Source organism: Kitasatospora sp. NPDC101176, from assembly GCF_044768035.1.
Taxonomy (GTDB): Bacteria; Actinomycetota; Actinomycetes; order Streptomycetales; family Streptomycetaceae; genus Kitasatospora.
In genome coordinates this window covers 173,689-189,607 of the sequence record NZ_JBIWPA010000014.1, presented here as the reverse complement: position 1 = coordinate 189,607, position 15,919 = coordinate 173,689, and the positions used below count along the sequence as shown (strand labels likewise).

Below are 15,919 nucleotides of genomic sequence, written 5' to 3'. Positions count from 1 at the left end.
TGGTCGCGGCGCAGCTGGGTGAGCTGCTTGTCCTTGAGGCCGACGAGTTCGGTGTCGCCGATGGTGGAGGAGCCGGAGGAGACGGTGTCCAGGCCGGCCATGCAGTGCATGAGGGTGGACTTGCCGGAGCCGGAGGGGCCCATGATGGCGGTGAACTCGCCCTGGGGGAAGGTGACGCTGACGTTGTCGAGGGCGACGACGCGGGTCTCCCCCTCCCCGTAGACCTTGTTCAGGCCGGTGGCGCGGGCGGCCGCCCGGCCGGTGCGGACGGCGGTTGCGGGGAACGTCACGGGGGTGCTCCAGGGGCTGGGAACGGACTTTCGGATTCCGATCCATCCTCCCAAGCCGTTCGGGCCCGACGCGTATGCCCCGGGGAGGGTCGGCCCCCGCCGTCCCGGCGGCGCGGCGGGGGCCTTCTCCTCCTGAGGTATGACGCCGGTCCCTGAGGCCTTCGTCCCCCTCGCTACTCCACCGCGACCCCGAACGCGCCCGCCAGCCCGAGCAGCCCGTTCGCCACCGACCGGCCCGACGGGCTGAACGTCCAGCCGTCGCCCGACCGTTGGAACGAACCGACGAGCATCGCGCTGTCCGGCACGCCCCCGGTGCCGGCCGCCCACTGCGCCGGGCCGGCCGCGCCCGGGCCGTAGGTCGCCGCCATGGCGACCCCGTGCACGTAGCCCAGCGGCAGGGCCGGCGGCTCCTCCTCCTCGGTGGAGACGGCGACCACCACCTCGTCCACCGCCGGTGCCAGCCGCTCCACGTCCACGGTCAGCCGGACGGCCCGGGCCGGCTCGCCCGGCACCGAGTGGGTGGGGTGCAGCCGCACCGCGCCGTCCGGGTCCTGCGGGTTGTTGAAGAACACGAAGTGCTCGTCGGTCAGCACCCGTCCGCGGGCGCACAGGAACGCGGTCACGTCCAGCTCCACCGCGTCCCCGCCGGCCGTCCGGCTCTGCCAGCTGACCGTCAGACTGCTGTGCCGCTCGGCCGGTTCGGCCGCCCGGGCCACCCCGTCGGCGGGAGCCCCGGCGCCCCCGCCGAGCCGGCCGCGCAGCCCCTGCTCCGCCAGCAGCTCGACCAGCTCGGGCCCGCTGACCAGGGTCAGCGGCTTGCCCTCGATGTAGCTGTACGAGCCGCGCCCGAATCCGGCGGTGGTCACCAGGATGCCCTTGTTCGCGCCGTGGTGACGGACCGTCGACTCCAGGTCGCGCACGGCCGTCGGCGGCACCGTCTTCCGGTAGCGCTTCGCCTGGATCACGATCTTGCCGCCGGTCACCGGGTCCAGGTCCTCGGCGACCACGTCCACGCCGACGTCGCCGCTGCGGGCCGTGGTCATCACCCGGAAGCCGCGCAGCCGGAACAGCTCCGCGATCAGCTCCTCGAACTCGATCGGGTCCATCTCGAAGAGGTCCGGGTCGTCCTCGCCGCCGTGCCCGGCCAGGCTCCCGCCGACCGTCTCCGGCAGCCGGTCCGGCCGCACCTCGTCCAGCCGCTCAGGTCGCGCCGAGAGCTTGCCGCCCAGGCCCTGGAAGCACTCCACCGGTGCCACCCGGTCCAGCGCCAGCCCGGCGAAACCGGCCCGGGAGGCGGTCAGGGTGGACAGGAAGCGCTCGGCCTCCCGGCCCGTCGCCGGGTCGATGCCGCGGACGAAGCCGTTCAGCACCACCGAGTCCAGCATGCCGTCGCGGTCCGCCCGGAAGAGCTCCGCCGCCAGCCGCAGCGCGGACTGCGCCAGCACCTCCCGGTACAGCGCCTTGCGCTCCGTCGCCGGGCGGGCCACCTCCGCCTCGCGGTCGTCCGCCTTCACGTACCGCACCCGCGCGGCGGCCGGGACGACGTCCGCGCCGGGCAGCTCCCAGTTCACCACCAGCTGCCGGCTCGACGCCTCCCAGGCGGCCACCAGCCGGTGCGGGAAGCCCTCCGGCCAGGCCGCCGACGCGTACAGGCCGGCCGTGAAGTACTCCTGCACGGCCTCCGGATCGCCGGCGCGCAGCCGGCGCAGCAACTCCTCGGTGCGGGCGGCGCGTTCCTCGTCCTGGTGACGGAACTGCGCAGCCCAGGCGAGGTACTCCCGGTGGTACGCGGCCAACCGGTGCTGCCGGTCCGCCTCCTGCGCCTGCGCGGCGTACCAGTCCTGCTCGAACCGGGCCCGGGCCTGCGCCAGGTACTGCTCGTACTGGCGCTGCACGCCGGGGTTGCGGGCCTGCAGGTGGTCCGGCGGCGGCACGTAGTACGCCGGGGCGCCCTGGTCCGGCATCGGCACCGGGACGCCCAGCGGGCCGGGGTCGAACGGCGGCACCGCGCGCGGCGCCAGCAGCGCCTGCGGGCCGAACGCCGGCGCCGCCAGTCCGGCGGCCAGCAGGCCGCGCAACTCCTCGACTCGGGCGTCCAGTTCGGCGGTCCGCCGGGCCGCCTCCGCCTCCCGGGACTGCTGGTACGCGGCCTTCGCCTCCCGCTCGGTCCGGGCCGTCGCCCGCTGTGCCTCCCGCTGCTCGCGCTCCCGGCGGCGCTCCTCCGCCGCCTCGGCGCGCCAGCGGGCCTCCTCCCGGCGCTGCTGCTGCCGCTGCGCCTCCGCCCAGATCGCCAGCACCCCGTCGTTCCGCCGCCCCGCCACGTCCACCCCTCCTGTCCGCGTCGCCTCCCGGCGACGCCACCGACCGCGCCCGCCACAATAGAACGTGGACACCCTGCCCGGCCAAGCGCCCGCGACCTGCGGCGCCCTGGCCGTGCGGGGCCGCCGTCCTGGGGCGTGCCCCGCCCCGCGTCCGGGGGCGTCCGCCGGTCGCCCGAGGGGGCCGCAGCCGTTCCTCGCGGGGCCGCTGCCGGTCGCGGCGGGGCCCGCCTCTTCGACGGGGCTCGGGCCTGCGGTCGGTGCCCGCGTCGGCGGTCGGCGCCCGCGTCTGCGGCCCCGCCTGCGGTCGGCGCCCGCGGCGAGGCCCCGTCTCCGGTCGGCGCCCGCGGCGAGGGCGTCCTACCGTGGAGGAGTCCGATGCCCGCGCCCGGTGGCGGCACCCGCGCCGGGGCGGCCCGCCGCGCGGGAGCGAGGAGCGATGCGCCGATCGTCAGGGCCGACGCCGACGCAGCGGCCGCGCCGCGTCCGCCCCGACGCCCCGACGGTGCACCGCGCGGTGCGGGTCACGCTCGCCGCGTGCGTCGGCTTCTACACCTTCCGCTACGCCCTGGACCGCCCGGTGGCGGCCACCTACGCGCTGTTCGCGGCGATCGCGCTCGGCGTGCTGTCCCGGATCGAGGGCTCCGCCCGGGCCCGGGCCCGGACCGTCCTGCTGGCGCTGCCGTTCGCGGGCGCGCTCGTCTGCGTCGGCACCGCGCTCGCCGTGCACGCCTGGACGGCGGCGCTGGGCATGGTCGGCGTCGGTTTCGCGGTGGCCTTCGGCGCGGTCGGCGGGCCCCGGCTGGTGGGCCTGGCGAACGGCCTGCAGCTCTTCTACATCCTCCCCTGCTTCCCGCCGTACAGCCCCGACACCCTCCCGCAACGGCTGCTCGGCGTCGCCGCGGGCCTGCTGCTGCTCGCCGCGGCCGAGCTGCTGCTGTGGCCCGAGCCGGCCCCGCCGGACTACCGGGACCGGCTGTCGGGCGCGGCCACCGCGGTCGCCGACCTGGCCGATCTGGCGGCCCGCGCGACCGCCGGCCGGGCCGCCCCCGCGGCGGCCGTCACCGCCGCCACCGACCGGGCCCGCGCCCGCCTGGACGAGCTGCGCTTCTCCCGGATCCCGCTGATGGAACGGCCCGCCTCGGCCGGCGCCGTCGACCGCGCCCTCACCCACTGCGCGACGGCGCTGCACTACACCGGCCCGCAGCTCGTCCGGATCCTCCGGCTGGCCCGCGCCGGCGGGCCCTACCCCGGCGCGGCCGACCTCACCGCGGCCACCGCCGCGACCCTGCGCGCGACGGCCGCCGGGGTGCGGCGGGGCGGCGCCGCCCCGGGGACCGCGCGGGTCGACGGGGCGCTCACCGCCTTCGACACCGAGCGCTCCGCGCACCGGGACGGCTCCGGACCCGACCCCGGCCCGCTCGCCCGCACGGCCCTCGGCACGGCCGCCCTGGACGCCGCCGAGGGCGCCCGGTTCGTCGCCCGCGCGACGAGGGTCAGCCGTCACGCGCCGCTGCCGCCCGACGACACGCCCGCCGACCAGCGGCCCGGGCCGTTCTGGTACGCCTACGACCCCGCCCCGCTGCTCTGGTGGCGCCGCTTCCGGGCCAACCTGACCCCGCACTCGGTCGCGTTCCGCAACGCGCTGCGCACCGCCGGGGCACTCGGCGCGGCCCGGCTGCTGGCCGGCGGCCTCGACCTCTCGCACGGCTTCTGGGTGCTGCTGGCGACCCTCACCCTGATGCGCACCAGCGCGGCCGACACCCGGATGACGCTGCGCCCGGCGCTGGTCGGCACGGCCGGCGGCGCCGCCGTCACGGCCGCCCTGCTGCTCGGGATCGGGGAGCACCCGCTGGTGTACGCGACCGCCCTGCCCCCGGTGATGCTGTTCGCCTTCACCGTCGGCCCGGCGCTCGGGCTGGCCTGGGCGCAGGGGCTGTTCACGGTGGTGGTCGCGCTGGTCTTCACCCAGCTGGCGCCCGCGAGCTGGCGGCTGGCGGAGGCCCGGCTGGTCAACGTGGCCGCCGGTGCGGCGATCGGCATCCTCGCCGGGTTCTGCGCCTGGCCGCGCGGCGGCGCCCAGGACCTCCGCCGGCGCACCGCCGGAATGCTCGACGACAGCGCCGGAGCCCTGCGGGAGACGGTCGCCGTCGTCACCGGCGCCGGGCCGGCCACGGGCGCGCTGCACCGGGCCCGCCGCTCGGCCCTGCTCACCGAGGCGATGTACGCCCAGTACCGCAGCGAGCGGCACGACCCGGCCGCGGACGGGCCCGACTGGCAAGCGGCCGTCCGCGCCGGACAGCACACCGTGCACGGGGCCGAGCCCCTGCTGGCCCGCATCCCGCCCGGGACGGCGGCCGCCGGCCCCGGCGGCGCGGCGGTGCTGGAGCGGCGGGCGGCGGAGGTCGCGGAGGTGTTCCGCCGGCAGGCCGCGGCGCTGCGGGCGCGCGAACCGGCCGGGGCCGTGCAGCCCGACCTCGCCAGGGCCCGGGCCGCCCTGGTGGGCGGGCTCGACGGGCCGGGCGGGCGGCCGGGCGGGCAGCCGGACGGCGAGGTGTCGCCGCACACCGTGGACGTCGCGGTCTGGCTCGCCGGGCTGCTCGACGACCTGGAGCAGGTGCACGGCCCTCCGCCGGAGTGAGCCCTGCCCCGTCCCGCCGCCCGGCCGTGCCCGCCCGGGTCGGTCCGGGTGGGGTCGGCCCGGGTCGGGTCGGCCCTGGTCCCCGCCGGTTCCCCCGGGCCGGCCCGCGGTGTCGCCGGGTGCGGGTAGCCTCGCTGGGTCGGCAAGGACCAGAGGGAGGGGACGCCCGTGACGATCGCACCACAGCACCCGGAACGACCCGGCGGCTGGGTCTCCACGGGGCTGAGCTGGCAGGACGGGCGGGCCGTGCTGGGCGCCGTGCGCGGCGCGCAGGTGCACGAGCGGGCCGTCGTGCCGGGCGCGGAGGTGGGGTGGCTGCTCGGCGGCCCGCGCCGCTGCACCGGGGCCTGGCTGGCGGGGGCGACGGAGCGGACGCCCTGCCCGCACCACGCGGTGATCGATCCGGACGGGGCCGCGGTGCAGTGCCCGGCCTGCCAGAGCGTGGACCGCGGCCTGGCCCTCGCGCGGGACCAGATCCTCGACGACGGCCGCACCTACCTGCTCTACCTCGCCTGGTTCGGCGAGGGCCTGCTCAAGGTGGGCCTGACCGCCGAGCAGCGCGGCGACAGCCGGCTGCTCGAACAGGGCGCGCTGGCCTACGCGTTCACCGCCCGGGGGAGCCTTCCGTCGGTGCGTCGCGCCGAACTGACCATCGCCGCCTCGGGCCTGGCCCGGGAGCGGTTCAAGAGCCGGGTCAAGACGGTGTACTGGTGGTCGCACGGCGACGCGGCGCACCGCCGGACCGTCCTCACCGAGGCGCGCGCCCGGGCCCATCGGCTGCTGGACGGCCACGCCCTGGAACTGCCCGCCGACCGCCCGGTGACCGACCACGTGGAGCGCTTCGGCCTCACCGGCGGCGCCCCGGAGGCCTACCGGTACGTCCGAGGGCTGGCCGCCGGTGCGGTGGTCGCGGGGCGGCTCAGGCCGCCGGTCGGCCGGCACCTCTTCCTGGACCAGGCGGACGGCTCCGGTCCGCTGCTGCTGGACACCCGGCAGCTCACCGGCTGGGCGCTGACCCCGGTCACCGGCCGGGCGTCCGAGGGGCTGGGGCTGGAGGAGTGCGTCCGCCCGCCCGAGCCGGACACCCAGGAGGCGCTGTTCTGACGCCAGGGGCCCGCCCCGGGACGGTGCCACCGTCCCGGGGCGGGCCGTCGCCCTGCGGAAGGACTGCTACCCCAGCCGGCTGCGCACCCCGCCGGGCCCGGAACGCGCCCGGCGCGACAACGGCGGCCGGGACGGGCGGACGTCGCCGCGCCCGCCGGGCTCGGCCTCCGCCGCACGCCGGGCCAGGGCGGCCCGGGCCGCGGCCAGGGCGAGCCGGGCGAGGAGCGGGTCCTCCCGGATCCCGGCGTCCCGCTTGGCAGCCTGGCAGGGCGTGCACCAGATCGGCGAGGCGGGCCCGTCCGGGTACGCCATCGCCTCGGGCGGCAGGTAGTGCCCACCGCACTCGACACACTCGAAGACCAATCTCATCCGACGATCACCGTCCCGGATCCGTGGCACCGACCGCATGGCGACCAGAAGGTGTGGATCCTCGGCACCATGCTTCCTTCCTCGTCCCGTTCGACCGTGGCTTCGGTCTTCTGGGTCCCCCCGGACCCGCCGCAACCGGAACAGGACTGAACCTCGGGCATATGCCGTCCCTCCGTAGCGGAGCACCACCGTAGCGCGATTTCCCGCACGGCAGCACCGCTCCTGACGATCCACCACCCCTTCGGGGAGCGCGCGATCACCCCGCACGCCCCGGGACACGCCGCCGGCCCCGCGTCCGGGGACACGGGGCCGGCGGAGGGGCCGGGCGCGGGTGGGTCGGGGTCGGGCCGGTGACGGTCCGGGGGCCCGGGTGGGGGCATGTCGGGGGCCGCACGGGGCCGTCAACCGCGCGCGGCCCGCAGGAACTCGCGGTTCATCGCGGCGATGCTGGGGAGCGGGATGCCCTTGGGGCAGGCGGTGGCGCACTCGCCGGTGTTGGTGCAGCCGCCGAACCCCTCGGCGTCCATCGCCCCGACCATGTCCCGCACCCGCGAGGCGCGCTCCGGCGCGCCCTGGGGGAGCACGTTCAGGTGGACGACCTTGGCGGAGGTGAACAGCATCGCCGAACCGTTCGGGCAGGCGGCCACGCAGGCGCCGCAGCCGATGCACTCGGCGTGCTCGAAGGCGGTGTCGGCGACCTCCTTGGGGACGGGCGTGGCGTGCGCGTCGGGCGCGCTGCCGGTGGGGGCGGTGATGTAGCCGCCGGCGCCGATGATCCGGTCGAACGCGGAGCGGTCCACGACCAGGTCCTTGACCACCGGGAAGGCCGCGGCCCGCCAGGGCTCGACGTCGACGGTGTCGCCGTCCCGGAAGTGCCGCATGTGCAGCTGGCAGGTGGTGGTCCGCTCCGGGCCGTGGGCCTGCCCGTTGATGACCATGCCGCAGGCGCCGCAGATGCCCTCGCGGCAGTCGTGGTCGAAGGCGACGGGCTCGTCGCCGCGCAGGATCAGCTCCTCGTTGAGGGTGTCGAGCATCTCCAGGAAGGACATGTCCGGGCTGATCCCGCCGACCTGGTAGGTGGTCATCGAGCCGGGTGCGTCCGGGCCCGCCTGGCGCCAGATGCGCAGGGTGAGGTTCATGCGTAGCTCCGCTGGGTGGGGTGGACGTACTCGAACTCGAGGGCCTCGCGGTGGAGCACGGGCGCGCTCCCGGTACCGGTGAACTCCCAGGCCGCGGCGTAGGAGTAGGCCTCGTCGCGGCGGGCGGCCTCGCCGTCGGGGGTCTGGCTCTCGGTGCGGAAGTGGCCGCCGCAGGACTCCGCACGGTGCAGGGCGTCCAGGCACATGAGTTCGGCGAGCTCGAAGTAGTCGACGAGCCGGTTGGCCTTCTCCAGCGACTGGTTGAGCTCCAGGCCGGTGCCGGGCACCTTGATCCGGCGCCAGAACTCCTCGCGAAGCTCCGGGATCCGGGTCAGCGCGCGGCGCAGCCCGGCCTCGTCGCGGGCCATGCCGCACTCGTCCCACAGCAGTTCGCCCAGCTCGCGGTGGAAGGAGTCCGGGGTCCGGTCGCCGTCCACCGCGAGGATGAGGTTGAGCCGGTCCTCGACCTCGGCCTCGACCTCGGCGACCGCGGGGTGGTCGGCGGGGACGGCGCGCAGCGGGTGGCGGGCCAGGTAGTCGTTGAGGGTGGGCGGGAGGACGAAGTAGCCGTCCGCGAGGCCCTGCATGAGGGCGCTGGCGCCGAGCCGGTTGGCGCCGTGGTCGGAGAAGTTGGCCTCGCCGATCGCGAACAGGCCGGGCACGGTGGTCTGCAGGTCGTAGTCGACCCACAGTCCGCCCATCGTGTAGTGGATCGCGGGGTAGATCCGCATCGGTACCCGGTACGGGTCCTCCGCGGTGATCCGCTCGTACATCTCGAAGAGGTTGCCGTACCTGGCGGCGACGGCGTCGCGGCCCATCCGGCGGATGGCGTCGGCGAAGTCCAGGTAGACGCCCTGCCCGCCGGGGCCGACGCCGCGGCCCTCGTCGCAGACGTTCTTGGCGGCCCGGGAGGCGATGTCGCGCGGCACCAGGTTGCCGAAGGCCGGGTAGATCCGCTCCAGGTAGTAGTCGCGCTCCTCCTCCGGGATCTGCGCGGGCGGCCGGGTGTCGCCCTGCGCCCTGGGCACCCAGATCCGGCCGTCGTTGCGCAGCGACTCGCTCATCAGGGTGAGCTTGGACTGGTGGTCGCCGGAGCGCGGGATGCAGGTGGGGTGGATCTGGGTGAAGCACGGGTTGGCGAACAGCGCGCCGCGCCGGTGCGCCCGCCACACGGCGGTGGCGTTGGAGTTCTTGGCGTTGGTGGAGAGGTAGAAGACGTTGCCGTAGCCGCCGCTGGCCAGCACCACGGCGTCGGCGGTGTGGGTGCTGATCCGCCCGGTGACGAGGTCGCGGGCGACGATGCCGCGGGCCCGGCCGTCGACGACGAGCAGGTCGAGCATCTCGGTGCGCGGGTGGATCTCCACGTTCCCCGCGGCGATCTGCCGGGACAGCGCCTGGTAGGCGCCGAGCAGCAGCTGCTGGCCGGTCTGGCCGCGGGCGTAGAAGGTGCGGGAGACCTGCACGCCGCCGAAAGACCGGGTGTCGAGCAGTCCGCCGTACTCGCGGGCGAAGGGGACGCCCTGGGCCACGCACTGGTCGATGATCTCCACCGACACCTGGGCGAGCCGGTGCACGTTGGACTCGCGGGCGCGGAAGTCGCCGCCCTTGACGGTGTCGTAGAACAGCCGGCGGACGGAGTCGCCGTCGTTGCGGTAGTTCTTGGCCGCGTTGATGCCGCCCTGGGCGGCGATCGAGTGGGCCCGCCGCGGGGAGTCCTGGAAGCAGAACTGGACGACGTGGTAGCCCTGTTCGGCGAGGGTGGCGCCGGCCGCGCCGCCCGCCAGCCCGGTGCCGACGACGATCACGGTGTGCTTGCGCCGGTTGGCCGGGTTGACCAGCCTGGCGTCGAAGCGCCGCTGGTCCCAGCGCTGTTCGATCGGCCCGCCGGGGGCCCTGGTGTCGGCGATCGGCTCGCCGACGGTGTAGTCGCTGTAGGTGCTCAACTCACCACTCCGGTCATCACGGCCACGGGGACGGACAGGAAGCCGGCGGTCAGCACGAGCGCCAGGCCGTTGGCGGTCAGCTTCAGCGCGCGGTCGCGCCGGGCGTTGTTGGCGCCGAGGGTCTGCGCGGCGCTCCAGAAGCCGTGCCGGACGTGCAGGCCGACCGCGAGCATCGCGACGACGTAGATCGGGCCGCCGTACCAGGTGCCGAAGGAGGCCACGATGTTCTGGTACGGGTGGCCGTGCTCGGCGGCCGGGTTCACGGTGAGCGTGGTCAGGTCGAGGATGTGCCAGACGATGAACAGCGCCAGGATCACCCCGCCCCAGCGCATCGTGCGGGTCGCGTAGCTCGCCCGGTGGCGCCGGTGCACGTACCGGTTCGGCCGGGCGGCGAGGTCGCGCCGGCTCAGCTGGTACGCGGACACGCCGTGCAGCACGACGGCCGCGAGCAGGCCGGTCCGGGCGATCCAGAGGAACCACTCGTGGCCGAGGAAGGGCTGGCCGATGGTGCGCAGCCAGGCGGCGTAGCCGTTGATGTCGTCGGGGCCGAAGAAGACCTTGAGGTTGCCCAGCATGTGCGCGACCAGGTACAGCAGCATGACCAGTCCGCTGACGGCCATGACCGCCTTCTTGCCGACGGTCGACCGCCACAGGGTCGCCAGGGTGGACGGACGCCGGCCCGTCCGAGTCGCGGTTGTCATGGCAGCAACGGTAGGGACGGCCACAAGGGTGCGTCCAAGACATGCTGCGGCTCGCGACGATAGCCGGTGCCTATCGTCGCGTTCTATCCTGGCCGGGTGCAGCTGCAGCAACTCCGCTATTTCCTGGCCGTCGCCGAGACCCGCCACTTCACCCGCGCAGCGGAGGCGGAGCACGTCGCCCAGCCGTCGCTGTCCCAGCAGATCCGCTCCCTGGAGCGGGAGTTGGGCGCCGAGCTGTTCCACCGCACCCGCGGCAACATCGCGCTGACCGACGCCGGGGGCGCCCTGCTGCCGCTGGCCCGGCGCATCCTCGCGGACACCGAGAGCGCTCGCCTCGCCGTCCAGGAGACGGTGCAGCTGCGCCGCGGCCGGGTCCGGTTGGGGGCGCCGCCGAGCTTGTGCACCAGCCTGGTGCCGGACGTGCTGCGGGTCTTCCGGGACCGTTACCCGGGGGTGGCCCTGGTGGTCCGCGAGGGCGGCTCGCGCGACCTGGTGCGCTCGCTGGCGGCGGGGGAGCTGGACCTCGCGTTGATCATCACCCCGCCGAGCGGGCAGGAGGAACCCGCCCTCGCCGTCACCGAACTGCTGCACGAGGAACTGGTGCTGGTCTCGGCCGAGCCGCGCCCCCGCCGCAAGGTCCGGGTGACGGAGCTCAGGGGGCGGCCGCTGGTGATGTTCCGGGAGGGTTACGACCTGCGGGAGACGACCCTGGCGGCCTGCCGGGCGGCCGGCTTCGAACCGGAGTTCGCGGTCGAGGGCGGCGAGATGGACGCGGTGCTGGGCTTCGTCCGCGCCGGGCTCGGGCCGGCCGTGCTGCCGGGCATGGTCGCGGCCCGTTCCGGCCTGGCGGTCACCCCGTTCGCCGGCCCCGGCCTGGGCCGCACCATCGCCGTCGCCCACGGCCACGAGGTGCCCCCCACCCGCGCCGCCACCGCCCTGCGCGCCACCCTCCTCACCCACCTGCACACCGCCGCGGGCAGCGGCGAACTCCCCCCGGGCACCAAGCTGTTGCTGCCGTGACCCCTCCGGACGCGGCGCGGGCCCCGGGGCGTCACGCAGTGCGTCATCCGGTGGTCGCGCGCAGGGTGAGCAGGGTGATCTCGCTCGGGGCGAAGACCCGGAAGGGCGGCCCCCAGAAGCCGGTGCCCCGGCTGGTGTACAGCTGGGTCCGCTCGCCGTGCCGGCTCAGACCGTGCACCACCGGCTGGTCGATCCGGACGAGGAGGTTGAACGGCCAGATCTGGCCGCCGTGGGTGTGTCCGGAGACCTGCAGGTCGATCCCGGCGGCGGCGGCCTGCGGGACGAACTTGGGCTGGTGGGCGACGAGCAGGACCGGCTGGTCCGGGTCCGCCCCCGCCAGCGCGCCGAGCAGGTTCGCACGGTGCCCGGCCAGGCCGGAGGACGCCGCCGTCACGTCGTCGACGCCCGCGAGCACGAGGGCGTCGCCGCCCCGCTCCACCACGACGTGACGGTTGTGCAGCGGCTCCCAGCCGAGGTCCGCCATGCGGTCCAGCCAGCCCTGGGCCTCGCTGCCGTACTCGTGGTTCCCGGTGACGTAGACCCTGGCCAGCCGGGCCCGGACCGCCCCCAGCGGCGCGGACTGCTCCCGGCGCCGGGCGGGCGTGCCGTCGGCGATGTCGCCGGCGTGGACCACGACGTCCGCGTCGAGCCCGTTGACCACCTCGGTGACCCGCGCCGACCAGTGCGCGCGGTCGATCGGCCCGTAGTGGGTGTCGGCCAGCACCACGACCCGGGTCCCGTCCAGGCCGGCGCCGAGCCGGGGGAGGTGGACGTCCAGCCGCCGCACCCGGGGCACGCGCATCGCCTCGTGGTGCCCCCAGCCCAGCAGCCCCGCCGAGACCACCGCCACCGCGACGGCCACGGCCCTGGCCCGGTCGGCGCCGCCGACGTCGAGCCCGCCCAGCACGAGGTCCGCGAGAGCGCCCAGCACCGACCAGGTGAACAGCACCCAGACCACCCCGAGGCTGGTGTCGGCGACCCGCGCCGCCCGGTCGGACTGCCGCGCCCCGTGCCCCGCGATCATCAGGAAGGGGAAGGAGAGCACCCAGGCGGCGAGGACGGCCGTGCCGCCCAGGACCACCGGCAGCGGCCAGCCGGCGCCGGCGAACACCGTCCACCACGGCGGAAGGCACAGCACCACGAGCACCAGCACGAGGACGCCCAGCCGCCGGACCGCGGACCGCCGCCTCCGCCGCCCACCCGGAGCCGTCACGCCCGCGTCCGCCGCGCCCGACTCCGTCGATTCCCCGACCGCCACCACGACCACCTCACGTCCGCCGCCCCGTCCTGCCCCCCATCATCCGCCAGCCCCCGCCCCCGCCCCCGCCCGGGTCCCGACCGGTGGGCGGGCGGAGACGCCGAAGGCCCGGGGCGGGGCCCCGGGCCTTCGGCGGGTGGGTGATCAGGCGGGGAGGACGGCCTCGATGGCGGCGATGACCTCGTCCGCCTCGGGCTCGGTGCGCGGGCGGATGCGGGCCGCGACGGTGCCGTCCGGGGAGACGAGGAACTTCTCGAAGTTCCAGGTGACGTCCCCGGCCTGGCCCTCGGCGTCGGCGTGCTGCGTCAGCTGCGCGTACAGCGGGTGGCGGTCGTCACCGTTGACGTCGGTCTTCTCGAACAGCGGGAAGGACACGCCGTAGGTGGTGGAGCAGAAGGTCTGGATCTCCTCGGCGCTGCCCGGCTCCTGCCCGGCGAACTGGTTGGAGGGGAAGCCCAGCACGGTGAACCCGCGCCCGGCGTAGCGCTCCTGGAGCCGCTCCAGGCCCGCGTACTGCGGGGTCAGGCCGCACTTGGAGGCGACGTTGACGATCAGCAGTGCCTTGCCCTTGTGGTCGGCCAGCGAGGCGGCCTCGCCGGCGAGGGTGCGCAGCGGGATGTCGTACAGGCTCACGGTGGTGGTCCTTTCGGCAGGTCGGGATGGCGGGTGGCTCCCGTGGTCACGGTAGCCGCCCCGGCCGGGTCAACCGTGCCGGGCCCGCCGGTGTTCCGCGCGGGCGGGGTGGACCGGGCGCGCCGCTGCCCGGGGTGCGGGGTGGACCGGGCGCGCCGCTGCCCGGGGTGCGGGGGCGGCGGGCCGGACGGGCCCGGGGGGAGGGACCCGGGCCCGTCCGGTGCCGGTCAGAGCGCCAGCGGCCGGATGGCGGTCGGCGCGTGCTCGGGAAGGGTGGCGAGCTCCTCGAACTCGTTCACCTTGTCGATGTCGTTGCCGCTCATCGAGATGTTGGTGACCCGCTCCAGGATCGCCTCGACGACGACCGGGACGCGGAACTCGGCGGCCAGCTTCTTGGCCTCCTCGAAGGCGGGCAGCAGGCCCTCCGGCTCGGTGACCCGGATCGCCTTGCAGCCCAGGCCCTCGGCGACCTTGACGTGGTCCACGCCGTAGACGCCCAGCTCCGGCGCGTTGATGTTCTCGAACTCCAGCTTGACCTGGAAGTCGATGTCGAAGTTGCGCTGCGCCTGGCGGATCAGGCCCAGGTACGAGTTGTTCACCAGCACGTGGACGTACGGGATGCGGTGCTGGGCGCCGACCGCCAGCTCCTCGATCATGAACTGGAAGTCGTAGTCGCCGGAGAGCGCGACGATCTGGCCCTCGGGGTCGGCGGTGGCGACGCCCAGCGCCGCCGGGATGGTCCAGCCCAGCGGGCCGGCCTGGCCGCAGTTGATCCAGTGCCGCGGCTTGTAGACGTGCAGCATCTGCGCGCCGGCGATCTGGGAGAGGCCGATGGTGGTGACGTAGCGGGTCTCCGGGCCGAAGGCCTTGTTCATCTCCTCGTAGACGCGCTGCGGCTTGAGCGGCACGTTGTCGAAGTGGGTGCGGCGCTGCAGCTGCGCCTTGCGGGCCTGGGTGGCGGCGGCCCACTCGCCGCGGTCCTTGAGCTGCCCGGCGGCCTTGAGCTCCTTGGCGACCTCGACGAAGAGCTCCAGGGCGGCCTTGGCGTCGGAGGCGATGCCGAGGTCGGGGGCGAAGATCTTGCCGATCTGGGTGGGCTCGACGTCGACGTGGACGAACGTGCGGCCCGCCGTGTAGACGTCCAGACCGCCGGTGTGGCGGTTGGCCCAGCGGTTGCCGATGCCGAGGACGAAGTCCGAGGCGAGGAAGTTCTCGTTGCCGTAGCGGTGCGAGGTCTGCAGGCCGACCATGCCGGCGTTCAGCTCGTGGTCGTCGGGGACGATGCCCCAGCCCATCAGGGTGGGGACGACCGGGACGCCGGTGAGCTCGGCGAACTCGCGGAGCAGTTCGGAGGCGTCGGCGTTGATGACGCCGCCGCCGGCCACGATCAGGGGGCGCTCGGACTCCTGGAGCAGCGCGAGGGCCTTCTCGATCTGGATCCGGTTCGCCGTCGGCTTGTAGACCGGGAGCGGCTGGTAGGCCTCGGGGTCGAAGTCGATCTCGGTCAGCTGGACGTCGATCGGCAGGTCGATCAGGACCGGGCCCGGACGGCCGGAGCGCATCAGGTGGAACGCCTGCTGGACCACGCCGGGGACCTGCGCGGCCTCCAGGACGGTGGTGGCCGCCTTGGTGACGGGCTTGGCGATCGAGGCGATGTCGACGGCCTGGAAGTCCTCCTTGTGGAGGCGGGCGACGGGGGCCTGGCCGGTGATGCACAGGATCGGGATCGAGTCGGCGATGGCCGAGTACAGGCCGGTGATCATGTCCGTGCCGGCCGGGCCCGAGGTGCCGATGCAGACACCGATGTTGCCGGCCTTGGCGCGGGTGTAGCCCTCGGCCATGTGGGAGGCGCCCTCGACGTGCCGGGCGAGCGTGTGCCTGATCCCGCCGGAGGCCTTGAGGGCGGCGTAGAACGGGTTGATGGCTGCGCCCGGCACGCCGAACGCGACCTCAACGCCTTCGAGCTTGAGGATCTCCACCGCCGCGCGGGCGGCTGTCATACGAGGCATCGGGTTTCTCCTGCGTCGGCCGGCAGTGGGTCGGAGGGCTCATCTCCAGAATTCCACCATACGGAAGAACGGTTTCTGTATGTGGAAACACGGTACGGCGGGCCCTGTCGGGGCGTCAAGGGGAGTTTCAACAGAGTGTGGAAGCGGGCCGCCGGCGGTGAAACCGCAGGTCGGTGCGGGCGTCCGGGTGTCCGGCCAGGCTGTCACGGCGGGTCCGGCCGGACCATCGCCGCTTCCTCCAGCGCTCGACGGCCTCCGGGGCGACCGAGTCGTCGATTGCTGCAAACCGTGCCGCACCGGCCTGGTTCGTACACGCGGCCGCAGGTCGTGCTGGTGTGCCCGTGGAACCGGGTGTTCCGGGCCTGGGTATGGCGCCGGTGTGCAGGGCGGGTGAAGGGGAGGTGTCCGGGGTCGGGCCGCCCCTGGGCGCTGGGTACCGTCGGTGCCACGCCGGGCCCGGCAGGTCCGGCCGTGGCCGCGGCGGGGGGTGGCGG

At 75.2% G+C, this 15,919-nt stretch carries 12 protein-coding genes; 3 read left to right on the top strand and 9 right to left on the bottom strand.

Features of this window, described 5'->3' with window-relative positions:
* Window positions 1-290, bottom strand: a 290-nt coding sequence (locus ACIRS1_RS21115; protein WP_402841983.1) for an ATP-binding cassette domain-containing protein, incomplete at its 3' end; no start/stop codon positions are given.
* Between the two features lie 173 nt (window positions 291-463).
* Window positions 464-2,611 carry a restriction endonuclease gene (locus tag ACIRS1_RS21110; protein ID WP_402841980.1) on the bottom strand — a complete coding sequence of 716 codons (2,148 nt, stop codon included), beginning with the start codon at window positions 2,609-2,611 and terminating at the stop codon, window positions 464-466.
* A gap of 436 nt (window positions 2,612-3,047) precedes the next feature.
* On the opposite strand from ACIRS1_RS21110, the gene ACIRS1_RS21105 reads away from it, so the two are divergent.
* Both ACIRS1_RS21105 and ACIRS1_RS21100 read left to right on the top strand, forming a co-directional pair.
* Window positions 3,048-5,249 carry an FUSC family protein gene (locus tag ACIRS1_RS21105; RefSeq protein ID WP_402841978.1) on the top strand — a complete coding sequence of 734 codons (2,202 nt, stop codon included), beginning with the start codon at window positions 3,048-3,050 and terminating at the stop codon, window positions 5,247-5,249.
* A 168-nt stretch (window positions 5,250-5,417) separates the two neighbouring features.
* Window positions 5,418-6,353, top strand: coding sequence for a DUF2797 domain-containing protein (locus ACIRS1_RS21100; protein WP_402841975.1), 936 nt, complete (start codon window positions 5,418-5,420; stop codon window positions 6,351-6,353).
* 66 nt (window positions 6,354-6,419) lie between these two features.
* On the opposite strand, the gene ACIRS1_RS21095 is transcribed toward ACIRS1_RS21100, so the two are convergent.
* From ACIRS1_RS21095 to ACIRS1_RS21080, 4 genes are all read right to left on the bottom strand, one after another.
* Window positions 6,420-6,722: a hypothetical protein gene (locus tag ACIRS1_RS21095; protein WP_402841972.1), complete on the bottom strand. Its 303-nt coding sequence runs from the start codon at window positions 6,720-6,722 to the stop codon at window positions 6,420-6,422.
* Between the two features lie 401 nt (window positions 6,723-7,123).
* A complete protein-coding gene (locus ACIRS1_RS21090) occupies window positions 7,124-7,861 on the bottom strand; it encodes a succinate dehydrogenase/fumarate reductase iron-sulfur subunit (protein ID WP_387904085.1) in 738 nt (245 codons plus the stop codon).
* The gene (locus ACIRS1_RS21085; protein WP_402841968.1) at window positions 7,858-9,804 is read right to left on the bottom strand and encodes a fumarate reductase/succinate dehydrogenase flavoprotein subunit; all 1,947 of its coding nucleotides are present in this window, start codon (window positions 9,802-9,804) and stop codon (window positions 7,858-7,860) included. Before ACIRS1_RS21085 ends, ACIRS1_RS21090 begins: the two co-directional genes overlap by 4 nt.
* Complete coding sequence (locus ACIRS1_RS21080) at window positions 9,801-10,505, bottom strand: succinate dehydrogenase cytochrome b subunit (RefSeq protein WP_402841965.1); 705 nt, start codon at window positions 10,503-10,505, stop codon at window positions 9,801-9,803. Before ACIRS1_RS21080 ends, ACIRS1_RS21085 begins: the two co-directional genes overlap by 4 nt.
* A gap of 96 nt (window positions 10,506-10,601) precedes the next feature.
* Here ACIRS1_RS21080 and ACIRS1_RS21075 point away from each other — a divergent pair, with 96 nt between their 5' ends.
* Window positions 10,602-11,525 (top strand): LysR family transcriptional regulator, encoded by a 924-nt coding sequence (locus ACIRS1_RS21075; RefSeq protein ID WP_402841961.1) that lies wholly within the window; start codon window positions 10,602-10,604, stop codon window positions 11,523-11,525.
* 43 nt (window positions 11,526-11,568) lie between these two features.
* Here ACIRS1_RS21075 and ACIRS1_RS21070 read toward each other — a convergent pair whose 3' ends face one another.
* The 3 genes from ACIRS1_RS21070 to gcl all read right to left on the bottom strand — a co-directional run bounded on the left by ACIRS1_RS21070 (window position 11,569) and on the right by gcl (window position 15,425).
* A complete protein-coding gene (locus ACIRS1_RS21070) occupies window positions 11,569-12,783 on the bottom strand; it encodes a metallophosphoesterase (RefSeq protein WP_402841958.1) in 1,215 nt (404 codons plus the stop codon).
* A 144-nt stretch (window positions 12,784-12,927) separates the two neighbouring features.
* Window positions 12,928-13,416, bottom strand: coding sequence for a glutathione peroxidase (locus ACIRS1_RS21065; RefSeq protein WP_402841955.1), 489 nt, complete (start codon window positions 13,414-13,416; stop codon window positions 12,928-12,930).
* A gap of 227 nt (window positions 13,417-13,643) precedes the next feature.
* On the bottom strand, window positions 13,644-15,425 hold the full coding sequence (gene gcl, locus ACIRS1_RS21060; protein ID WP_360220216.1) for a glyoxylate carboligase: 1,782 nt from the start codon (window positions 15,423-15,425) through the stop codon (window positions 13,644-13,646).
* Between the last annotated feature and the right edge of the window lie 494 nt (window positions 15,426-15,919).